This window comes from Nocardiopsis potens DSM 45234 (assembly GCF_000341105.1).
GTDB classification, from domain to species: domain Bacteria; phylum Actinomycetota; class Actinomycetes; order Streptosporangiales; family Streptosporangiaceae; genus Nocardiopsis_A; species Nocardiopsis_A potens.
Map to the genome: position 1 here is coordinate 1 of NZ_ANBB01000029.1, position 20,765 is coordinate 20,765.

At 76.1% G+C, this 20,765-nt stretch carries 16 protein-coding genes; 7 read left to right on the forward strand and 9 right to left on the reverse strand.

What is annotated here, in order from left to right:
• Positions 1-63: 63 nt before the first annotated feature.
• Positions 64-1,023 (reverse strand): DUF4429 domain-containing protein, encoded by a 960-nt coding sequence (locus tag D459_RS0111380; protein WP_026120290.1) that lies wholly within the window; start codon positions 1,021-1,023, stop codon positions 64-66.
• Positions 1,024-1,184: 161 nt separating this feature from the next.
• Here D459_RS0111380 and def point away from each other — a divergent pair, with 161 nt between their 5' ends.
• A complete protein-coding gene (def, locus tag D459_RS0111385; protein WP_017593135.1) occupies positions 1,185-1,868 on the forward strand; it encodes a peptide deformylase in 684 nt (227 codons plus the stop codon).
• 87 nt (positions 1,869-1,955) lie between these two features.
• Here the strand turns inward: def and D459_RS0111390 are convergent, their stop codons facing one another.
• Complete coding sequence (locus D459_RS0111390; RefSeq protein ID WP_017593136.1) at positions 1,956-2,660, reverse strand: ElyC/SanA/YdcF family protein; 705 nt, start codon at positions 2,658-2,660, stop codon at positions 1,956-1,958.
• Positions 2,661-2,908: 248 nt separating this feature from the next.
• Here D459_RS0111390 and D459_RS0111395 point away from each other — a divergent pair, with 248 nt between their 5' ends.
• Both D459_RS0111395 and D459_RS0111400 read left to right on the forward strand, forming a co-directional pair.
• Positions 2,909-5,215 (forward strand): ATP-binding cassette domain-containing protein, encoded by a 2,307-nt coding sequence (locus D459_RS0111395; protein ID WP_017593137.1) that lies wholly within the window; start codon positions 2,909-2,911, stop codon positions 5,213-5,215.
• 388 nt (positions 5,216-5,603) lie between these two features.
• The gene (locus tag D459_RS0111400) at positions 5,604-6,896 is read left to right on the forward strand and encodes a hypothetical protein (protein WP_017593138.1); all 1,293 of its coding nucleotides are present in this window, start codon (positions 5,604-5,606) and stop codon (positions 6,894-6,896) included.
• A gap of 79 nt (positions 6,897-6,975) precedes the next feature.
• Here the strand turns inward: D459_RS0111400 and D459_RS0111405 are convergent, their stop codons facing one another.
• Positions 6,976-8,580 carry a VWA domain-containing protein gene (locus D459_RS0111405; protein ID WP_017593139.1) on the reverse strand — a complete coding sequence of 535 codons (1,605 nt, stop codon included), beginning with the start codon at positions 8,578-8,580 and terminating at the stop codon, positions 6,976-6,978.
• Positions 8,577-9,665 (reverse strand): hypothetical protein, encoded by a 1,089-nt coding sequence (locus D459_RS0111410; protein ID WP_017593140.1) that lies wholly within the window; start codon positions 9,663-9,665, stop codon positions 8,577-8,579. Before D459_RS0111410 ends, D459_RS0111405 begins: the two co-directional genes overlap by 4 nt.
• Before the next feature lie 436 nt (positions 9,666-10,101).
• Here D459_RS0111410 and D459_RS0111415 point away from each other — a divergent pair, with 436 nt between their 5' ends.
• Positions 10,102-11,004 carry an NAD(P)H-binding protein gene (locus D459_RS0111415; protein ID WP_040709850.1) on the forward strand — a complete coding sequence of 301 codons (903 nt, stop codon included), beginning with the start codon at positions 10,102-10,104 and terminating at the stop codon, positions 11,002-11,004.
• On the forward strand, positions 11,001-11,852 hold the full coding sequence (locus D459_RS0111420) for an NAD(P)H-binding protein (protein WP_017593142.1): 852 nt from the start codon (positions 11,001-11,003) through the stop codon (positions 11,850-11,852). Before D459_RS0111415 ends, D459_RS0111420 begins: the two co-directional genes overlap by 4 nt.
• A gap of 339 nt (positions 11,853-12,191) precedes the next feature.
• Here the strand turns inward: D459_RS0111420 and D459_RS0111430 are convergent, their stop codons facing one another.
• Positions 12,192-12,953: an SDR family NAD(P)-dependent oxidoreductase gene (locus D459_RS0111430; protein ID WP_017593144.1), complete on the reverse strand. Its 762-nt coding sequence runs from the start codon at positions 12,951-12,953 to the stop codon at positions 12,192-12,194.
• A 29-nt stretch (positions 12,954-12,982) separates the two neighbouring features.
• On the reverse strand, positions 12,983-16,402 hold the full coding sequence (locus D459_RS0111435; RefSeq protein ID WP_017593145.1) for an aminotransferase class I/II-fold pyridoxal phosphate-dependent enzyme: 3,420 nt from the start codon (positions 16,400-16,402) through the stop codon (positions 12,983-12,985).
• A 251-nt stretch (positions 16,403-16,653) separates the two neighbouring features.
• Between D459_RS0111435 and D459_RS0111440 the strand changes: the two genes are divergently transcribed.
• On the forward strand, positions 16,654-18,042 hold the full coding sequence (locus tag D459_RS0111440; protein WP_026120292.1) for a glutamine synthetase family protein: 1,389 nt from the start codon (positions 16,654-16,656) through the stop codon (positions 18,040-18,042).
• 81 nt (positions 18,043-18,123) lie between these two features.
• Here D459_RS0111440 and D459_RS31445 read toward each other — a convergent pair whose 3' ends face one another.
• A complete protein-coding gene (locus tag D459_RS31445) occupies positions 18,124-18,501 on the reverse strand; it encodes a winged helix-turn-helix transcriptional regulator (protein WP_017593148.1) in 378 nt (125 codons plus the stop codon).
• A 98-nt stretch (positions 18,502-18,599) separates the two neighbouring features.
• On the opposite strand from D459_RS31445, the gene D459_RS0111450 reads away from it, so the two are divergent.
• Positions 18,600-19,481 (forward strand): NAD(P)-dependent oxidoreductase, encoded by an 882-nt coding sequence (locus D459_RS0111450; RefSeq protein WP_017593149.1) that lies wholly within the window; start codon positions 18,600-18,602, stop codon positions 19,479-19,481.
• A 27-nt stretch (positions 19,482-19,508) separates the two neighbouring features.
• Here the strand turns inward: D459_RS0111450 and D459_RS31450 are convergent, their stop codons facing one another.
• Entirely contained in the window at positions 19,509-19,736 is a 228-nt protein-coding gene (locus D459_RS31450) for a hypothetical protein (RefSeq protein WP_017593150.1), read from the reverse strand.
• A 141-nt stretch (positions 19,737-19,877) separates the two neighbouring features.
• Positions 19,878-20,762 (reverse strand): mycofactocin-associated electron transfer flavoprotein beta subunit, encoded by an 885-nt coding sequence (locus D459_RS31455; RefSeq protein ID WP_017593151.1) that lies wholly within the window; start codon positions 20,760-20,762, stop codon positions 19,878-19,880.
• Positions 20,763-20,765: the final 3 nt, after the last annotated feature.

Consider the following 20,765-nt stretch of genomic DNA (forward strand, 5'->3'; position numbering starts at 1 on the left):
CCCCCCCGCCCCGTTCCGCGTCCCCGCCCAGGGGGAGCCGGCGGGGCCGCCCCGGCCGGCGGGTCAGAGCCGCTCCAGCAGCTCCGCCTTCTTCGCGCTGAACTCCTCGTCGGTGAGGAGCCCCTCGGCGTGCAGCTCGCCCAGCTTGCGGATCCGGGCCATGACGATCCGGCTCTCCGGGTCGATGTCGTCGTCGGATCCGGCCGCCGCGGCCTCCTCGGATCCGCCCCCCGCCCCGATCGCCGGGACCGCCCCGCCGGAGGGCAGCGCCGCCGCGGCCCCGTCGGCCTCGGGCCGGCCCGAGCCGGCCGCCCACAGGTGGGCGGTGACGGTCGCCGCCATCAGCAGCGCCTGCGCCTGCTCGCCGCCCTCGTCGAACAGCAGGCAGGACAGATCCCGCTTGGCCGGGACCGGCTTCTTCCGCGGCGCCCCGTCCTCGGACAGCACCCGCAGCACCCCGTAGTCCCAGCCGTCGGAGGGGTTCCACTCCACCTTCGCGATCCGCTCCAGCGGGAACTCCCTGCGCTGGGCGGACCGCTTCTCCTTGGCGGCCTCGCTGGTCCAGGAGAGCACCAGGGAGGAGCCGTCGAAGGCGGCGGTGCCCTCGTGCACCTGGATGTGCAGCGGCAGCGGGGCGACCAGCCGGGCCGGGGCGCCGGCCGGGGGCGGCCCCTGGGCGGCGGCCCGCTCGGCCAGCAGCCGCAGCTGGTCGGCGTGGTACTCGGCGACCAGCTCGGTCTTGGCGTCGCCGGACAGCAGAAAGGGGTCCTCCCCGGACATCGCGGCGCCCACCGCGGCGAAGGGGTCGGCCTGGTCGCGGATGCGCAGCCGCATCTCCCAGCCCTTCTTCTTCGCGCCGGTGCCGCGGGTGCGGAAATCGACCCCGGCCACGCTCCGCAGCGGCACCTCGGTGCGGGCCAGCGCCTTGTTCAGCGACGATGCCAACCAACCGGTCGCATAGTCGATGACGACCTTGTCCTCGTCGAAGGTCCAGGTGCCCTGCTTGCCGCGCAAATTCTCCATTCCACGATGGTATTGCCGAACAAGTCGCCCGGCCGACCCCGCGAACGCCTTCCGATCCCGCCATGGTGACCTGCGCCTTTATGCTATTTTGCGAAGGTCTTCGCGCGCCCCTTCCGGCGCGCGCCCCAGCCCGCGGCCGAGTGGAAAAGAGCGAGCAGCGCATGTCCGAGCAGTCCAGCGCCGGAGACCCCGCCGACCAGAGGGTCCGAGTCCAGGGCGAACCGGTCGACGACCACCCCGAGATGGCGCCCGAGGCCGCCCGCGGCCGGGTCCGCCGGATCACGGTGGTCGGCGAGGACGTGCTGCACCGGGTCAACAACGACGTCCCCGCCGAGATGTTCGGCACCCCCGGGCTGTCCTCCCTCATCGACGACATGTTCCTCACCATGTACGTCGCCGAGGGCGTCGGCCTGGCCGGCAACCAGGTCGGCGAGGACCTGCGGCTGTTCGTCTACGACTGCCCCGACGACGACGGCGTGCGCCACGTCGGCCACGTGGTCAACCCGGTGCTGGCCGAGCGGGACGACTCCGTCCCGCTGGTGCTGGAGAACGAGGGCTGCCTGTCGGTGCCCGGCCCGCACGCCGAGCTGCCCCGCGCCGAGTACGCCAAGGTCACCGGGTTCGACAAGGACGGCGCCCCGGTGGAGATCGAGGGCACCGGCTACTTCGCCCGCTGCCTGCAGCACGAGACCGACCACACCTACGGCCGGCTCTACATCGACCGCCTCGCCGCGCGCCCGCGCAAGAAGGTGCTCAAGCAGATGAACGAGATGGCCAACGACGTCTTCGCGCGCCGCGAGGCCAACGCCGCCGCACTGGCCGGCGCCGAGGCGGAGGCCGAGTAGCGCGCCCCCTTCCCCCGGTGACCCCGGCGCCGTCGCCGCCTCGACCTGCGTCGAGGCGGCGACGGCGCCGGGAACATCGCCCGGGGGTCAGCCCAGCCCGGGCGGCTCCCCCGGGATCAGGTGCCCGGTGAACCCGGCCCGCCCCAGCCGCTCGTAGGCCTCGGCGACCCGGTCCGGCACGTGCACCGGCGCCGCCCAGCCGCGCCGCGGGTAGACCACCAGCCGCTGCAGGTCGCCGACGAGGAAGCAGACCAGCTCCTCGGCCCCGTACCGCTCGTCGGGGTAGCCCCGGTAGCCGCCGCCGAAGGCGCGGAACCGCCACTCCACCCCGGGCCAGTGCACCGCCGCGGCGGCCAGGGCGCGCCGGGCCATGTAGGGCTTGGCGGTGGCCACCGCCGCGCGCACCCGCACGCCGTGCCGCGCGCACAGCTCGCGCGAGCAGGAGAAGTTCTCCCCGGTGTTGGTGGCCCGGGTCTCCAGCAGCACCGCCCGGTCCGGCAGCCCCGAGGCGTCGGCGAACACCTCGGCCTCGCGCCGCTCCCAGCGGGCGTGCCCGTGCCCGCCGCCGGTGCGCCGCCCCCGGTCGCCGCTGAACACCACCAGCGGCGCCGCGCCCTCCCGCCACAGCCGCGCGGCGTGCCCGGCGACCCGCAGGTCGTGGCTGCCCAGCGCCAGCACCACGTCGCCGCGGGCCGGCCCGCCCTCCCTGGCGGGGGCGGTGTGGAAGTCCCACAGCTCGCGCGCCCACGCGTGCACCTCGCCGCTGAGCGGCGCCGCCTCGACCGAGTCCATCCCGGGAGGATAGCGGCCGCCGGGACCTGCGTCGATACTCCCGCACCGGTTTCCCCCGCCCTCAGCGCGGCGCGCGTTTTCGCAGGTCAGGATGAATATGAATGCGGCATTCGCGTTTGCCTTCCGGGGGGCGCGCACCGAATATGGGTGTCCGCCCCGCGCTCTGCGGGGCCGTTCCCGATTCCCACCGGACAGGGCAGGAGACCCCTGCCCCGATGCGGCGTGCCCGCACGACGAGAGGAGCCCCAGTGGCAACGGCGACCGAGCGCTTCGGCGCGGCACCGCCGATCGTGATCGAAGGCGCCCGGGTGCACAACCTCAAGGACGTCTCCCTGGAGATCCCGAAGAACACCGTCACGGTCTTCACCGGTGTCTCGGGCTCGGGAAAGTCGTCCCTGGTGTTCGGCACCCTGGCGGTGGAGTCCAACCGCCAGCTCAACGAGACCTACCCGCTGCACATCCGCAGCCTGCTGCCCCGCTACGAGAAGCCCGAGGCCGACCTGGTGGACAACCTCGCGGTGGCCGTCGTCGTCGACCAGCGGCCGCCGGGCGGCAACTCCCGCTCCACCGTCGGCACCATGACCGACGTCCACCCGCTGCTGCGGCTGCTGTTCTCCCGGGCCGGGCACCCCTCCGCCGGCCCCTCCTCGGCCTACTCCTTCAACACCCCGGCGGGCATGTGCCCGAGCTGCGAGGGCATCGGCCGCGCGGTCGGCATCGACCACGCCGCCTTCTTCGACGCCTCCCGGTCGCTCAACGGCGGCGCGGTGCTCTTCCCGCTGTTCGCCGAGAGCAGCGCCTACCCCTACGAGCTGTACCGGCGCACCGGGCTGCTCGACCCGGACAAGCCGCTGCGCGACTACACCGACCGGGAGTGGGAGGACCTGCTGCGCGGCGGCCGGGACGGCACGGTCAAGATCGAGCTCACCGCGGAGGAGGGCGGGTTCTCCCTCGGCTACGAGGGCTTGGAGGACCGGTTCCGCCGGCTCTACCTCAACCGGGACATCTCCGCGATGAGCAAGCGCACCCGGGAGGCGGTGCAGGCGGTCACCACCGAGGTGGTCTGCCCGGCCTGCGAGGGGCGCCGGCTCAACCCGGAGGCGCTGGCCACCCGGGTCGCCGGGCGCACCATCGCCGAGATGTGCGCGATGGAGGCCGAGGACCTGGTCCCGGTGCTGGAGGAGGTGGACCACCCGCAGGGCGCCCCGATCGCCCGCGCGGCCGCGAGCAGCGTCCGCCGGCTCTGCGACATCGGCCTGGGCTACCTCAGCCTGGACCGGGAGGCGCCCACCCTGTCCGGCGGGGAGGCGCAGCGGATCAAGACGGTGCGCCACCTCGGGTCGGCGCTGACCGGGGTGACCTACGTCTTCGACGAGCCCAGCACCGGGCTGCACCCGCACGACGTGGGCCGGCTCAACCGGCTGCTGCTGCGGCTGCGCGACCGGGGCAACACGGTGCTGGTGGTCGAGCACGACCGGGACGTGATCGCGGTCGCCGACCACGTGGTCGACATGGGGCCGGGCGCCGGGACGCACGGCGGGCGGGTGGTCTACCAGGGCGGCGTGGACGGGCTGCGCGCCGCCGACACCCGCACCGGGCGGTGCCTGCGCCGCCGCACCGGGCTGAAGGGGAAGGTGCGCACCCCCACCGGCGCCCTGGAGGTGCGCGGCGCCGACCTGCACAACCTGCGCGGCGTCTCGGTGCGGGTGCCCACCGGGGTGCTCACCGTGGTCACCGGCGTCGCCGGGTCGGGCAAGAGCACCCTGGTCGGCCGGGTCCTGGTGGAGCGGCACCCCGACGCGGTCGTGGTGGACCAGTCCGCGGTGACCGCCTCCTCGCGCTCCACCCCCGCCTCCTACCTGGGCGTGATGGACGTGATCCGGAAGCGCTTCGCCGAGGAGAGCGGCGCCGAGCCGGGCCTGTTCTCCTTCAACTCCAAGGGCGCCTGCAAGGCCTGCGGCGGGCGCGGCGAGACCGTCACCGAGATGGCGATGATGGACCCGGTCACCACGGTGTGCGAGGAGTGCGGCGGCTCCCGGTTCGACGCCGCCGTGCTGGAGCACCGGCTGCGCGGGAGGAACGTGACCGAGGTGCTCGCGATGACCGCGGAGGAGGCCCGCGCCTTCTTCACCGGGCGCGGCGAGCGCAAGGTCGCCCGCGCCATGGAGCGGCTGGAGGAGGTCGGGCTGGGCTACCTCACCCTGGGCCAGGAGCTGAGCAGCCTGTCCGGCGGCGAGCGGCAGCGCCTCAAGCTCGCCACCCGGCTGGGCGGCACCGGCGCCGTCTACGTGATGGACGAGCCGACCACCGGGCTGCACATGGCCGACGTGGAGGTGCTGCTGGGGCTGCTGGACCGGCTGGTCGACGCGGGCAACACCGTCGTCCTGGTCGAGCACGACCTGGACGTGCTCAAACGCGCCGACCACGTGATCGACATGGGCCCGGGCGGCGGCCGGCACGGCGGCCGGGTGCTGTTCGAGGGGACCCCGGCCGACCTGCTCGGCCACCCCGGATCGGTCACCGCCGAACACCTCCGCCGCGATCTGGAGGGCTGACCGGGCACGGGGGCGGTCCCGGCGGGCGGGCCCCGGCCTGCCTCCTGGACACCCCCGGTGCCCGCGGAAGGGCGGGGCGGGGCTCCGGTGCCCGGGCTCCTTCTCCGGCTCCTTGTTCCCTCCGCCGGCGGTCCGAGAGCGGGCGGGCCGCCGGCCGGGCGCGCTCCCGGCCCCGGTGCCCGCCGTGCCGTCTCCGAACCCCCGGTGGCCTGCGCGGACGTCCGGTTCCGCGGTCCGGGCGCCGGCGCAGGCCCGCCTCCGCCGCGCCGGCCGCCTCCCGGGACGGGCGGATCGTCCGCAGGAGGGCTCTGGTGCGGGCCGTGGGGAAGCTGCTACCTTCTGCTCCGAATTTTGTTGAACAAATCACTTGTATGGAGTTGGAGGCGGCTTGCCCGTCCGCAACCCGGCCCCCCGCATCGCGGCGGCCGCACTCGTCCTCGCCCCCGCTCTGGCCCTCGCCTCCCCGGCGCACGCCGCGCCCGGCGGAGAACCGGACTGCCTGGCGGCCGTCGGCGCCACCGTCGAAGAGGAGCGGCTCGCCGAGGAGGTCCCCCAGGAGATCCTGCGCCGCTCCGGCTTCGCCGACCGCGCCGACGACTTCGCCCGCGCGCTGTGCGCCGCACCGAACGAGAAGGCGGCCCGGGCCGCGGTCCGGGTGCACGGCGAGCGGCTCTGGCGCGACGCGGTGCACCGGGTGCGGTCCGGCACCGCGGCCGAAGGGGAGCTGAGCGCCGGGGACGACCGCCCGCTGTACTGGGCCCGGCTCGGCATGACCTCGGCGCTGCGCCGCTGGGAGCCCTCCTTCGACCTCGCCGCCGAGGAGCGCACCGAGCTCCTCGCCGAACTGGAGCGCCGCTCCCGCGGCCAGTCCGGCATGGACTTCGGCGCCGACGAGGACGTGCTGCGGGTGGTGGTCACCGGCTTCGACCCGTTCCGGCTGGACAACGACATCCGCCAGGCCAACCCCTCCGGCGCGGCCGCCCTGGCCCTGGACGGTGCGGTGCTGGAGACCGCCGACGGCCGGACGGCCGTGGTGCAGGCCGCGATGTTCCCGGTGCGCTGGCGCGACTTCACCGACGGCATGGTGGAGCGGGCGCTGGCGCCGCACTACACCGGGGACCGCCCGGCCGACGCGGTGATCACCGTCAGCCAGGGCCGGGAGGGCCGGTTCGACCTGGAGGCGCACAACGGGGCCTGGCGGGGCGGGGCCGACGACAACGAGTCGACCGGCACCGCCGAGACGGCGCCGATCCCCGAGGGGTTCCCCACCGTCACCCCGCAGCCGCAGTGGTCCGACTCCACCCTGGACCGCCCGGCGATCGTCGAGGCGGTCTCCGGCGAGCCCTTCCCGGTGGTGGACAACACCGAGGTCACCGAGATCCCGGCGGGGGAGGACGAGCCGGTGGTCCGCCCGGACGGGCCCACCCCCGGCTCCGAGGCCCGCGCGGGCGGCGGCGGGGACTACCTGTCCAACGAGATCGCCTACCGCAACACCCTGCTGCGCGACGCCACCGGCCTGGACCTCCCCGCCGGGCACGTGCACACCCCGATCCTGCACCTGGGCGGGGGCTCCGAGGTCACCGACCCGGCCTTCGAGCGGGACCGCGCCGCCATCGTCGCCCAGGTGGAGGCGATCGTCGCGGCCGCGCTCGGCGCGGACGGGGGCGTCCGGGGCGACTGACCCGCGTTCCGGAGGCGCCGGCCCGCCTCCCCGCGACTCCCGCGGCGGGGTCCTCCGTCCGGACCCCGCCGCGGGCGGATCACTGGTAGCCGCGGATCTCCCGGAACGCCTCGTCCAGCGAGGTGGAGCGGGCGTCGAAGACGCGGCCGCCGGTGAGCTCGGCCAGCTCCTCCATCTCGGCCGGGTCGGACTCGCCCAGCAGTACCGGGAAGACCGGGACGCCGCGCAGCTCCCCGCCGAGCCCGGCGTGCACCCCGTCGCGGAACTCCGCCAGGCCCGGGCCGCGGTTGACCTCCCCGTCGGTGAGCAGCACGATCGAGGTGAACCTGCCGCCGGTCTCCTCTTCGGCCAGCAGGCCGTAGGCCTCGGCCAGGGCGGCGTATCCGGCGGTCCACCCGCCGGGCTCCAGCGCCCGCACGCCCGCGCGGATCCCGTCCAGGGCCTCACCGGGGTCGCCGCTGTCCACCTCGAAGGTCCGCGCGCGGTGCACCCCGGAGGCGAACGGCAGCAGGGTGACCCGCTCGCGGTGGTAGAAGCGCTGGAAGCGGCCGTCCAGGGAACCGCCGTCGCCGCCGGTGAGGGTGTCCACCGCGGTGCGCAGCGCCGCCATCCGCTCCCCGGCCATCGAACCGGAGGAGTCCAGCACGAACACGGTGCGGGCCGGGCGGCGGTACTCGTCGAAGTAGGCGCCGATCAGCCCGTCGGCGACCTCGGCGGTGGCCGGGAACGGAAGCTCGGGCAGGGACGGCGGGCCCGGGTCGGCGGCGCCGGGCGCCATCGGCCGCCGGTGGGTGGTGCGCCCGATCTCCTCCTGGACCTCCTCGCCCATCAGGTGGTCGACCAGGGCGCCGTACCGCTCGGCGGCCTGCGCGCCGGCCGGCTCCAGCAGCGTCAGCGGGTAGTCGGCGGTCACCGCCCCGTCGGCCGGGTGCACCACCGCCAGCGGCTCGGGCAGCTCCTCCCGCCGCTCCACCGACAGCAGCACCGACTCGTAGTTGACCATCGCGTTCAGCTCCGGGCCGGGGTCCTGCCCGGTGGCGCGCCGGACGTAGGCGTCGGCGAGCCACCCCGAGGAGCCCGCGGTGAGCCGCTGGCCGGAGAAGAACCGCTCCAGTTCGGGGGCGGCCCCGGCGACGTCGGAGGCGCGCAGCGCCGACCCGGCGTCGGAGAGCGCGGCGGCCACGCCGACCAGCGCGGAGAACCCGGAGTTGGAGGCGGCGGGGCTGGTCATGCCGTAGGACAGGTCCCCGCCGGCCGCGGCCTCGGCGACGTCGGCCCAGGTCACCTCGGCGCCGCCGGTCCAGCCCAGCTCCTCGGCGGTGCTCCGGGCGACGCCCAGCACCACCGGGGAGGCCATCACCGAGGTCTGCTCGCCCAGCGCGTCCCGGCCTTCCGGGTGCAGCGCCAGGTAGCGGTTGGAGGAGAACCAGATCGCGTCGTAGTCCCGGGCGGCCTGCCCGGAGACCACCTGCTGCACGCCCTCCAGGGTGCCGGTGTAGTCCATCTCCACCCGCACGCCGGTCTCCTGCTCGGCCCGCTCCAGCAGCGGCTCCATGTCGGCGAGCTCGCTGCCGGCCAGGACCCGCAGCACGCCGGAGGCCTGCGGGGTGCAGGCCGGCGCGAGGGCGGCCGCCAGGAGGGCGGCCAGGGCGGCGGCGCGCGCCCGGCGGCGCCCCGGCCTCATCCGGCGGTCCCGGCGGCCGGCTTGCCCGCGTAGTGCCGCTCGACCTCGCGGATGAGGCCCTCCATCGCGGCGTGGCCGGGGGCGTTGACGGTGTCGTCGAGCCGGGTGCGGACCGGCAGCCCGGCGGCCGCGGCGGCGTCGGCGAACACGCCGGGGTCGGTGGTGCGGAAGCCGTGCTCGGCGGCGAGGCGCTGCAGCTCGGGGTCCTCGGTGAGCAGCCGGCCGACCTCGTCCCCGGCGCCGGTGAGCGGCAGCACGGTGTGCGCCGAGACGGCGGTCGGGGCGGGGTAGAGCACCGCGGCCTCCTCCGGCAGCTCGCCGGCGGCCCCGGCGGCGACGTACTGCGACTCGTAGGCCCACAGCAGCGGGGTGTGCCCCGGCCCCAGCGCGATGTAGGAGTCGAAGGGCTGCCGGGAGGTGTCCGGCGGCCCGCCCTGGTCCAGGAAGAGCGGGACGGCGCGCTCGGCGACGCCGGGGGCGGGGCCGCTGACCACCTCCTCGCCGTTGAGCAGGTAGCCGACGACCGCCAGGTACATCGCGGCGGAGTTGGAGGTGCGCGGGTCGGTGGTGCGGATCAGCACGGTGTTGCGGCCGGTGCCCTCAGGGGCGCCGCCGGGCAGGTCGCGCCAGCGGGTGCCGTCCTCGGCCAGGTCGAGGTAGGCGGCCATGTCCAGGGTCCAGGTGCCGTCGCCGGCCGGTGCGGCGGCCTCGGCGCGCTGCAGGGCCTCGGCCACCGGCCGGTGGCTCAGCACCACCATGGGGGAGAAGAACGGGCGGTGCTCGCGGTCGACGCCGTGCCGGGTGCGGAACGCCTCGGCGGCGGGGGCGCCGCTGGGGAAGGCGAAGTCCACGCCCCCGGTGTCGGCGGTGGTGATGGCCCGCGACCCCCGGCCGCGGACCTGCACCCGGTAGCCCAGCTCGGCGAAGCGGTCGCGGACCGCCTCGTCGGCGAAGAACCCCTCCTTCTCCGAACCGACCAGGCCGGTGACCTCGGTGACCGAGGCCCGGGCGTGGACGTTCCACAGCACGGCCGCCGCGCCCAGCAGCACGGCGGCCGCCACCGCGGCGACGGCGGCTCGCTTCATCGGACTCCTTCGGGGGGCAGGAGACCCCGCCCCGGGGGAGGGGCGGGAGGACCGAGTGTCGCCGCTGTGCGCGGCCGGTGCGGGAGGTTCCGCTGAACCGAAAGGGCGAATGCGGAGAAGACCGGGTGAACCGCGCGGGCGGCGGGGGCGCCGGCCCCGCGGGCGCGCAGGGGCGGGAGAGGAGGCGGGCCGCCCCGCCGAAGAGAAAACGCGAACAACGCATTCACATTTATCGGCCGCCTCGGCGAATTCGATTCAGGGGGATCATGAACATGACTTCACGTCCATTGGTGAATCGCTTCGACCTGTGTTGATGCATTTCCATGTGCGGAATTCGGCGATCCGGTCTAATCTCTCCCGGAAAGGCGGCGGAAAGGATCCCGTAAAGGGGTGGCCTTTGCTGCGCTGTTTTCCGACCGATCCGCCGGGAGGGCGTATGACGATATTGGTCACCGGAGCCACCGGGAACATCGGGAGGAGGGTGGTCGCCGGCCTGCTCGCCGCCGGGCGGCCGGTGCGGGCCATGACCCGCGACCCGGAGGCCGCGGCGGCCCTGCTGCCGGCCGGCGCCCGGATCGTCCGGGGCGACTTCGAGGACCCGGACACCTGGGAGGCCGCCCTGGACGGGGTGGACCGGGTGCACCTGTTCCCCTTCGTCGACCCGGCCCCCGCACAGGGCCCCGGGTTCATCGGGGCGGCCGTGGACGCCGGGGTCCGCCGGTTCGCGGTGCACTCGGCGGCCGCCGCCGGGTTCCCCTACCAGGGCGACCCCGGCGACGCCTCGCTCACGCCCTACCGCCGCCACCTCGCCGACGAGCGCGAGGCCCACCTCGCGGTGGAGCGCGCGGTGGAGGCGAGCGGCGCCGAGTGGACGCACGTCCGCCCCGGGCTGCTCGCCGCGGGCACCCTGGACCGGGCCGCGGAGATCCGGGCCGGGGAGGTGCGCTCCCCCTACCCGGGGGCCAGGTCCACCCTGGTGCACGAGGCCGACGTCGCCGAGGTCGCGGTCGCCGCCCTGGTCACCGACGACCACCTGGGGTGCGCCCACACCGTCACCGGTCCCGAGCCGCTCACCGAGGCGGAGCAGGTCGCCGCCGTCGCCCGGGCCGTCGGCCGCGAGGTCCGGTTCACCGAGATCACCCCCGAGCAGGCCCGCCGCGAGTGGTACGACCCGGAGCGGGGCGTCACCCGCGAGGTCCTGGACCGGACGCTGGAGATGATGGCCGCCGCCGAGACCGCCGACCAGGTCCCGCCCACCGACACCTACCGCCGCATCACCGGCCGCCCGCCGCGCACCTACGCCCGGTGGGCCCGCGACCACCGAGAGGACTTCGCATGAGCCGCGCACCCGTCATCCTGGTCACCGGCGCCACCGGCAGGGTCGGTCGGCACGTCGTCTCCGGCCTGCTGCGGGCCGGCGCGCACGTCCGGGCGCTGACCCGGAACCCGGACGCGGCCGGGCTCCCGCGTGAGGCGGAGGTCTTCCGCGGCGACCTGGCCGACCCGCCCTCCCTGGCCCGCGCCCTGCGCGGCGCCGAGCGGCTCTACCTGTTCCCGCACCCGCAGACCGCCCGCGAGGTCACCGCCATGGCCCGGGAGGCGGGGGTGCGCCGCACCGTGGTGCTCTCCGGGGCGCTGGCCGACGACGAGCCCGACGACCACCGCGGCTACCGCCCGGTGGAGGAGGCGGCCCGCTCCTCCGGCATGGACTGGACCCTGGTCCGCCCGGGCGAGTTCGCCGCGAACTGGCTGGACCACGCCGAGGCCGTCCGCACCCGGCGCGAGGTCCGCCGCCCGTTCGCCGCAGCGGTCACCCGCCCCGTGCACGAGGCGGACACCGCCGCGGTGGCGGTGGAGGCCCTGCTCGGCGGCGGCCACGCCGGCGCCGCGTACACCTTCGGCGGCCCGGAGGAGCTGACCGCGGTCGAGCAGGTCGCCGCCATCGCCGACGCGATCGGCGAGCGGATCCGGTTCACCGAGCTCACCCCGGAGCAGACCCGCCGCGAGTGGCACGACCCGGAGCAGGGCGTCACCCGCGAGGTGATCGACTGGCTGCTCGACCTCTACGGCTCGGCCGCCTCCACCTCGGACCGGACCGGAGGCGCCGCCGCGATCCGGCAGGTCACCGGCCGCCCGCCGCGCACCTTCGCCCAATGGGCCCGCGACCACGCGGACGCCTTCCGCTGACCCCCGGCCCGGCCGCCTCCCGGCCCCGGGGGCGGCCGGGCCGCTCCTTCGCCGAATGTCCGCGAAACACGGTGCGGTCGGCCGATGACCTGGTGAGGTGGTACCGGAACGACATCCCGGCCGCAGAGCGCCTCTGCGGCGAGCACACCGACCAGAGCGGGGAGCGAAAGGCGACCGGACGGGAGCGGGAGTCCTGGGAGGCCCTGGAACGGGAGCTCTGCGCCGCGGGCGCCGATCCGGCGGAGATCGCGGAGGGCACCCGGCGCCTGCTCGCCCGGGCGTCCGCCCCGAGGCGCCCTCGGGCGCAGGGCCGGAAGGGCGCCTCTGTCCCGCCGCGGGTCACAGCGCGCCGGTGAGGCCGCCCGCGTCCACCGTCAGGGTCGTTCCGCTGATGTAGCGGGAGCGGTCCGAGAGCAGGAAGAGGACGGACTCCGCGACCTCGGCGGGGGTGCCGATCCGGGCGGCCGGGTTCTTCCGGTGCAGGTCGGCCAGGAGCTCTTCGCGCATGCCGCCGAGCATCGGGGTGTCGATGACGCCGGGGCACACCGCGTTGACCCGGACGCCGTGCGGGGCGTACTCCACGGCCAGGGAGCGGGTGAGCCCGATCAGGGCGTGCTTGCTCGCGGTGTAGGGGGCGGACAGGCTGTCGGCCGTGCGCAGGCCCGCCACCGAGGAGCAGTTGACGATCGACCCGGACCCCTGGGCCGCCATGATCGCCAGTTCGCCGCACAGGCTGCGCCAGGCGCCCTTGAGGTTGACCTCCACCACCCGGTCGAAGCCCTCCTCCCCGGCCTCGTGGGAGGGGGTGCCGTGCAGCGGGCCGCCGCCGTCGGCCACCCCCGCGGCGTTGAACGCCCCGCGCAGGTCGCCCGGGAGGGCGCGGACCCGCTCGAACAGCGCGTCCATGTCGTCCCGCCGGGCGACGTCGGCCCGGACGAACACGGCGCGGCGGCGCCGGTCCGGTTCCAGGGAGGCGGCGACCTCCGCCGCGGCCTCCTCGTTTCGGCCGCTGAAGACGACGGTGGCGCCCTCGATGCCGGCCAGCAGGCGGACGGTCTCCGCCCCGATCCCGGATGTCCCTCCGACGACCAGGTACTTCATCGGTGTCGTGCTCCCCTCGGAGTGGGCGGTCATGGGCGCGCGGCCCGGACGGCGCGGGCGACCCGCTCGGCCAGGCCCGGCAGCGCGGCCCGGTCGTGCACGGCGCTCACCGTGGTGCGCACCGCGTTGACGGCGCCGGGCGACGCCGAGGCGACCGGCAGCCCGTAGATCCCCGCGGACAGCAGCGCGGCGTGGGCCTCCTCGACCTCGGCGGGGCCCGGCAGCACCAGCGGCACGATCGCCGCCTGCGCCCCGCCGATGTCCAGCCCGGCCCCGCGCAGCGCCTCCCGCCAGGTCCGGGCGTTGGCCTGGAGCCGCCCCGCCAGCGCGGCGCCGTCGTCGAGCAGGGACCGGGCGGCGCGGTGCGCCATGAAGGCGTGGACCGGGGCGAGGCCGGTGGAGTACACCGCGCCCCGCCGGGCCGGCAGGCCGCCGAGGACCTCCCGGGGGCCGGCGAGGTAGCCGCCGCTGGAGCCCAGGGCCTTGGCCAGGGTGCCGGTGCGGACCACCGGGCCGGGCTCCGCCCCGCCGAAGTGCTCGGACACGCCGCGCCCGGTCGGCCCGAGCTGGCCGAGGGACCCGGCCTCGTCGACCAGGAGCAGGCAGCCGTGGCGCTCGGCCGCCCCGCGCAGCGCGGGCAGGTCGGTGATGTCGCCACCGATGCCGAACAGCCCCTCGGTGACGACCACCCTGCGCCGGGCGGGGGCGGCGGTGGCGATCAGCTCTTCGAGGTGCCCGGGGTCGTTGTGGCGGAAGAAGTCGAACCGGGCGCCGCTGAGGACGCACCCGTCCAGGAGGGAGCGGTGCGCCCGCTCGTCGACGAAGAGGTGGTCGCCGGGGCCCGCCAGGCCGGTGAGGGCGGTGAGGTTGGCGAGGTAGGCCGAGCTGAAGAGCAGGGCGGCCTCGGTGCCGTGCAGCTCGCACACGGCCTCGGCCAGCCTCTGGTGCCAGAGGGTGTGCGCGTTCACCTCGGCGGAGCCGTGCGAGTGCAGCGGCAGGCCGGAGGAGAGGAACTCCTCCAGGGCCCCGCGGTCGGCGTTGCGCCCGCCCAGGCCGAGGTAGTCGTTGGAGCAGCAGTGAGCGAAGGCGCGGCCGCCGAAGGCGATCTCGGTGGTGGACACCCGGGTGACCGGGCCCGGGCCGGCCGGTGCTCCCGAGCGGGGCGCCCCGGCGGGAGGCCCGGCGTCCGAGCGGGGCGCTCCGGTGGGCGGCCTTCCCTCCGCGAGGGGCGGTCCGCCGTCCGGGAGGGGAGGGCGGCCGGACAGCGCGGAGCGCACCTCGGCCAGGCTCATCCCCGGGTGCAGCCCCGGCGGGCGCCGCTCGGCGGGCCCGTCCGCCAGCAGGCCGGCGAGGGACAGGAAGCGCAGCGAGTCGATGCCCAGCTCGCGGAGGGGGACGTCCTCGGGGGGAGCGGCGGTGCCGGTGTGCCGGCGGACGAACTCGGCGGCGGCGTCGGCGCCGGACCCGGCCGCGGCCTCGCCGGCCTCCCCGGGTGCGGCCTCCCCGGCGGCGCGGGAGCGGGCCTCGCGCCGGAGCGCCTCCAGGTCGATCTTGCCGTTGGCGGTCAGCGGCAGGGCCCGGCGGGTGACGACATGGTGCGGGACCGCGTAGCGGGGCAGGCGCCCGGCGAGGAAGGAGCGGAAGCCCGCCGGGGAGAACTCCACCGCCTCGTCCGCGGGGACCACGAAGGACACCAGCGTCGGCAGGCCGTCGACGTCGACGGCCACCGTCGCCGCGTCGGCGGCCTGCGGGTGCGCCCGGCACGCGGAGCTCACCTCGGTCGTCTCCACCCGGTGGCCGGAGATCTTGACCTGGCCGTCGATCCGGCCGGCGCCGACCACCCCCAGGCCCGGCGCGGCATGGCCCAGGTCCCCGGTCAGGTAGGCGCGGCGGGGGCGGGGCGCGCCCGGCAGGCGGTCGCGGAAGGGGCCGCGGTCCGGCGCGGGGGCATCGAGGTAGCCCAGCGCGAGCTGCTCGCTGACCACCGCGACCTCGCCGGTCTCGTAGGGGAGGCGGGGGGTGCCGCCGCCGGCCCCGACCACCAGGATCCCGGTGTCCTTCATCCCCCGCCCCAGGGGGACGACCGGGGGCAGCGCCGCGATCTCCCCGGAGGTCGGCGGCACCTCGAAGCAGGCGACGGCGCGCTGGGTCTCGGTGGAGCCGTACAGGTTGAGGATGCGGGCGGCCGGCGCCGCGCGGCGCAGCCGCAGGGCCTGGTCCCGGGCGAGCGGGGCGCCGACGGAGAGGAGCAGCCGCAGGTCGGGCAGGCCGCCGCCGTCGCGGTCCAGGGCGGGGGCGAGGACCGGGTTGAGGCAGACCGCCTCGACCCGCTCGCGCCGCAGCCACGCGGCGAGTTCCGCCGGGTCCTCCGCCGCCCCCTCCTCGGGCACGCTGATCGAGCCGCCGAGGAACAGCGGGGTCATCAGGTCCCGCTGCAGCGGGTCGTGGCCGAGGCTGGAGCACATGCCGAAGCGGGCGCCGGCCAGCGGCCCGAACCGCTCGTCCATCCAGTCGTAGAAGCAGGTGAGGGAGGCGTAGCGGCCCGCCACCGCCTTGGGGGTGCCGGTGGTGCCGGAGGTGAAGGTGACGACGGCGCAGTCGTCGGGGCCGAACACGTCCCCCCTTCCCGCGCCGGGCGGGGGAGGCGCCTGCTCGGCCGCCGCGACCGCGTCCGCGCCCATGACCGGGAACCCGGCCGGCGCCCCTCCGCGCCCGGCGAGGTCGACGACCAGGTCCGGGGCGAGGGCCTTCGCGCAGGCCTCGATGTAGTGCGCGGGGTGGCGGGGGTCGACGAGCGCGACCGCGGTGCCGTTCCCGAAGGCGGCGAGCACCGCCGCCACCAGGTGCTCGTCGCGCCGGGGGAGGATCAGGGCGCGCGACCCCCGGCCCAGCCCCCGGGCGCGCAGCGCGGCGGAGAGCGCGGCGGCCCGCCGCGCCAGGGCGCCGTAGGAGAGGGCGGCGCCGGGGGCGCGCACCGCGGGCCGGCCGGGGTGCAGGCGGGCCAGTCGCTCGAAGCGGCCGGTGAGGCCCTCGGCGGGCGGCGGGTCGGCGGCGGGCAGGGACGGGGCGAACGCCCTCCGCATCTCGGCCTCGCGCCGCGCCGGGTCGCCCAGTCCGGACTCGGGCAGGCCGGTGAGCGCGCGCACCGCCTTCTCCACGACGCCGCCGAGCCCGTGCAGGGCCCGTTCCCCGTGCGGGACGCGCACCTCCACCCGGGCGCCGCCTCCGGCGGAGGCGACCGCGATCGCGGTTCGCGGCGGGGGCCGCTCCGCGAGCGCGTCCGGGGCGCGGTCGGCGTCGACGATCGCGTGCACGGGGCCGGGCGGGAGGCCGCCGCCGTCCCCCGGCTGCACCGCCTCCCCGGGGAAGGCGCCGTCGAGCAGCCGGTGGAGGTCGCGGACGGCGCACAGCACGTGCTCCTTGCCCAGCTCCACCGAGAAGCGGTGCACCCGGACGGCGTCCTCCGGCCGCGGGCGGCCGTCCGGGGCGGGGGACCGCGCACCGGGACGGTTCCGGATATCGAATTCCGGAAAAGAGCACTCGTGTCGCAAGCGTTTCCCCCTAGGTGATTCGGGTGATTCAGGACTTGCGGGAAACCCCCGTCAGATCTCCCCGTGCGGCCCCGTTCGTACCTCACCGGAAAGGGAAGAAGTATCTTGCCGCCGCGCCCCGCCGATCTTCCTGCGAGGTGAAGAACCAGATGTCAGACGGACCGGCCCTTCTGGGCGAGCACCGGAAACTGAACGCCGATTCCGCACTCGTGAAAGAGATCGAAGAGCGCGTCCGCGAATCGGGCGTCGAATACGTGCATTACCAGACAGTGACGCTCACCGGAAGGGTCGTCGGGAAGACCGTTCCGGCGCGCCACTTGAGGCGCGGCCTGGAAGAGGGGGTGCGGATGATCCGGCTCGTCCTCGCCGATATGCGCACCGACCGGTCGGGGGACCCCATCGGCGGGGGAGTGAACGCGACGGAGTTCGTCGCGATGCCCGACCCGGACACCTTCGCCGTGCTGCCGTGGGACCCCGGTTCGGCCCGCTTCCTGTGCCGCCTGTACGAGCCGGAGCAAGGCCCGGAGGAGACCGCCGGGCGGCCGCTGCCCGCCGACGCCCGGGGCGGCCTGCTCCGCCTGCACGGCGCGTTCACCGAGCGCACCGGCCTGGAGCTGCGCAGCGGCTGCGAACCGGAGTCCACCTGGACCGGCCCGGGGGCGGGCGCCGCCGAGGGGCACCGGGTCTCCCCGGCGTTCCACTTCGACTCCCTGGACCGGCTGCGCCCGGTCTACCGGCGCATCGTCGCCTACGGCCGGGCGATGGGGCTGGACATGGTCGAGGGCGGGCACGAGGGCGACGACGGCCAGCTGGAGATGAACTGGGCCCACGACCGCGCCGAACGCACCGCGGACCGGCTGATCGACTACCGCCAGATCTGCCGGCAGGTCGCCCGCGAACTCGGCATGGGCGTCACCCTCATGCCCAAACCGCCCGGCACCGGGCTGGGCAACGGCTGCCACCACAACGTCAGCCTGTGGCGGGGGGAGCGGAACGCCTTCACCGACCCGGGCGCGGACCGCCTGCACCTGACCGGGACCGGCCTGCACGCCCTCGGGGGGATCCTGCGGCACGCGGCGGCGATGGCGGCGGTGCTGTGCCCCACAGTCAACTCCTACAAGCGCCTCCTGAACGGCAGCGACTTCACCCCGTCCAGGATCGACTGGGGGCGGGAGACGAAGAGCTGCACGGTCCGCCTCCCGGCCAACGGCCGGCTCGAATTCCGGCTCCCCGACGCCCTGGCCAACCCCTATCTCTCCCACGCGGTCCTGCTCTCCGCAATGGAGGACGGAATCCGCTCGCGCATCGACCCCGGCCCGCCCAAAGGGGAGGAAGGCGGAAACGCGGAATCGTTTCCGGCCCTGCCGGGCGACCTCGGCCGGGCGCTGGAACTGTTCGCCGCCGACCCGGTCGTCACCGGCGCACTCGGCCCCGACCTGACCGGCCTGTTCCTCGAACTGAAGAAAGCGGAATGGTCCCGCTTCCGCGCCGCCGTCACCGACTGGGAGAGCGCCGAATACGGCGGCGCGGTCTGCTGAGATCCGTCCGCCCCGGGGCGGGAAAATGAACGGAAAAAGGGACGGGAAAAGGAGTGGGAAAGGGCGGCGCGGCCCCGGGGCTCAGGCCCGGGGGAACGCGCCCCCGCCCAGCGCCTCCTCGTATTCGGGGGCGCGGCCCAGCACGTGCCTGCTGCCCCAGGCGCCGAGGGGCTCCAGGGCGTCGTTGAGGGAGCGGCCCAGGTCGGTCAGCGAGTACTCCACGCGGGGCGGCACCTCGTCGTAGGACTCGCGGTGCACGATGCCGTCCTCCTCCAGCTCGCGGAGATGGGCGGCGAGCACCTTCTCGGACACCCCGGCCAGCTCGCGGCGGAGCTCGCCGAAGCGGCGCGGGCCCTCCCCCAGAGCCCACAGGACGAGCACCTTCCACTTGCCGCCGATCACGTCCATCGCGGCGTCGATGCCGCAGTGGTACGCCCCGGGCCTGCGCATCGCACCCATTCCGCAACCCCTCCCGCCTGTTCGCTCACCCCGGGGTAACCACCCACTTCAAAGTGCGTACTTGTCCGCCCCCGGAGCGCTCCGCCAGCCTAATCCACATGAACGCGACCGAAACCTCCAAGCCCCGCATCTCCCTTCTCGGACTCGGCACCATGGGCACCGCCCTCGCCCGCGCCTGGCTGGCCGCCGGGCACCCGGTGACCGTGTGGAACCGGACCGCCGCCCGCGCCGAACCGCTCGCCGCGGAAGGCGCCGAGACCGCCGCGACGGCGGCCGAGGCCGTCGCGGCGGGAGACCTGGTCGTCACCTGCCTGCTCGACGACGCCTCGGTCGGCGAGGCGCTGGCCGCCGCCGACCTGTCCGGCAAGGACCTGGTGGACCTCACCACCGGCACCCCGGAGCAGGCCCGCGCCCGGGAGGCGTGGGCGCACGCCCGCGGCGCCCGGTTCCTCAGCGGCGGCATCATGGCCGTCCCGCCGATGATCGGCGTCCCCGAATCCGGCGGCTACGTCTTCTACAGCGGCGCCGAGGAGGTGTTCGCCGAGCACCGGGGGACGCTGGCCGTCCCGGCCGGCACCACCTACGCCGGCGCCGACGCCGGGGCGGCGGCGCTGTACGACGTCGCCCTGCTCAGCGCGATGAACGGGATGTTCGCCGGGGTCACCCACGCGTTCGCGCTGGTCCGCAAGGCCGAGATGCCGATCAGGGACTTCGCGTCCCTGCTCGCCGACTGGCTGACCGCGCTGGCGCCGGCCATCCACACCACCGCCGAGCAGCTGGACAGCGGCGACTACACCACCGGCGTCGTCTCCAACCTCGCCATGCAGGCGGCGGGCGTCCCCACTCTGCTCCGCACCGCCGAGGACGAGGGGGTCGACACGGCGCTGGTGGCCCCCTACCTGGAGCTGATGGAGCGCCGCGTCGCCGAGGGGCACGGCGACGAGGAGGGCGCCGGCATGATCGACATGCTGCGCCGGTAGCCGGGACGGGCCCTCAGCGGCGGCGGGTCACCCGAAGACCTGCTCGGCGCGGGTGGCGGTGGCGGCGCGGACGACCCACTCCCGGAGCCGCTCGGCGTCGGTGCAGGAGGAGACGGGTTCGCGGTGCCGCTCGGTGATGCCGACCCCCCGTGCCTCCAGCACGGCCGGCAGCGCCTCGGCTTCGCCCTCGCTCTTCCCTCTGCCGTGGTACCTGCGGGCGAACTCGGTCTGGAACTCGTAGGTCCCGGTGGTCATCAGGGCCTCCCAGTGGGCTCGAGCGGCCGGAGCGAGGCCGGCCGCCACGTGGTCACGATAAACGGCGACCCTGTCCGTGCGGCTTTCCGGCGGCCCTCGGGCCGGGGCCGTCCCGTCGGCGGTGAGCAGGGCGATGCCCCCTCAGCCCTCCGCCTCCGGCAGGTGGTCGTGCCGGCGGAGGAACGCCAGCAGCGCGTCGGCGGCCTCCGCCGCGCCCAGCGGGCCCAGCACGGTGGGCCGCTCCGTGCGCTCCAGGGCGCCGGTCAGCGCCAGGATGCGCCGGTGCGCGTCGCCCTGCGGCGGCGGCACCGGGCGGGTGCGAGGGCGGGCCGGGCCCACCGACACCGCGCGCACCCGCGGCCGGGCCGCCGGGGCCTGCACCACCGGGACCGGCGCACCGGCCGCCGCCAGCGCCGCGGCCAGCGGGGCGCGGCGCGGTTCCGCCCCGGTGCCCTCCACCGAGCAGACCGCGGGCAGCGGCACGCCGAGGACCTCGCGGCGGCCGCGGTCCAGCCGGCGCACCCCGGTCAGCCCGGCCGGCCCGCCCCCCGGACCCGCACCGGACGGGGCCAGCGAGAGCAGCCCCAGCGCCTGGGCGAAGCCCAGCCGGTGGGCCAGGAACGCGGGCAGCGCCCCGGGAGCGTCGGCCGGGCCGGCCCCGCACAGCACCAGGTCGGGCCGGTCCCCGCCGCGGGTCAGCGCGCCGGCCAGGGCCTCGGCGGTGTGCGCCTCGTACTCGGCGTCCTCCGGCCGCTCCGGCGGCCGGTCGACGCGGAGCACCCCGGCGCCCAGCGCGGCCGCCTCGCGCAGCGCGGCGTCGTGGCCGGGCGGCCCGGCGGCCACCGCCAGCAGGCGCGGCGCGGCGCCGCCCTCCCGCAGCCCGTCGGCCAGGCGCAGCGCCAGCTCCAGGGCGGCGGCGTCGCCGGGGGAGAGCCGGCAGGCCCGCCGGTCGGTGCGGACCTCGGCGGTGAGCGGGTCGACGTCGGGCAGCGGGTCGGCGGGGGCGAGCACGACGGAGATCAGCACCGC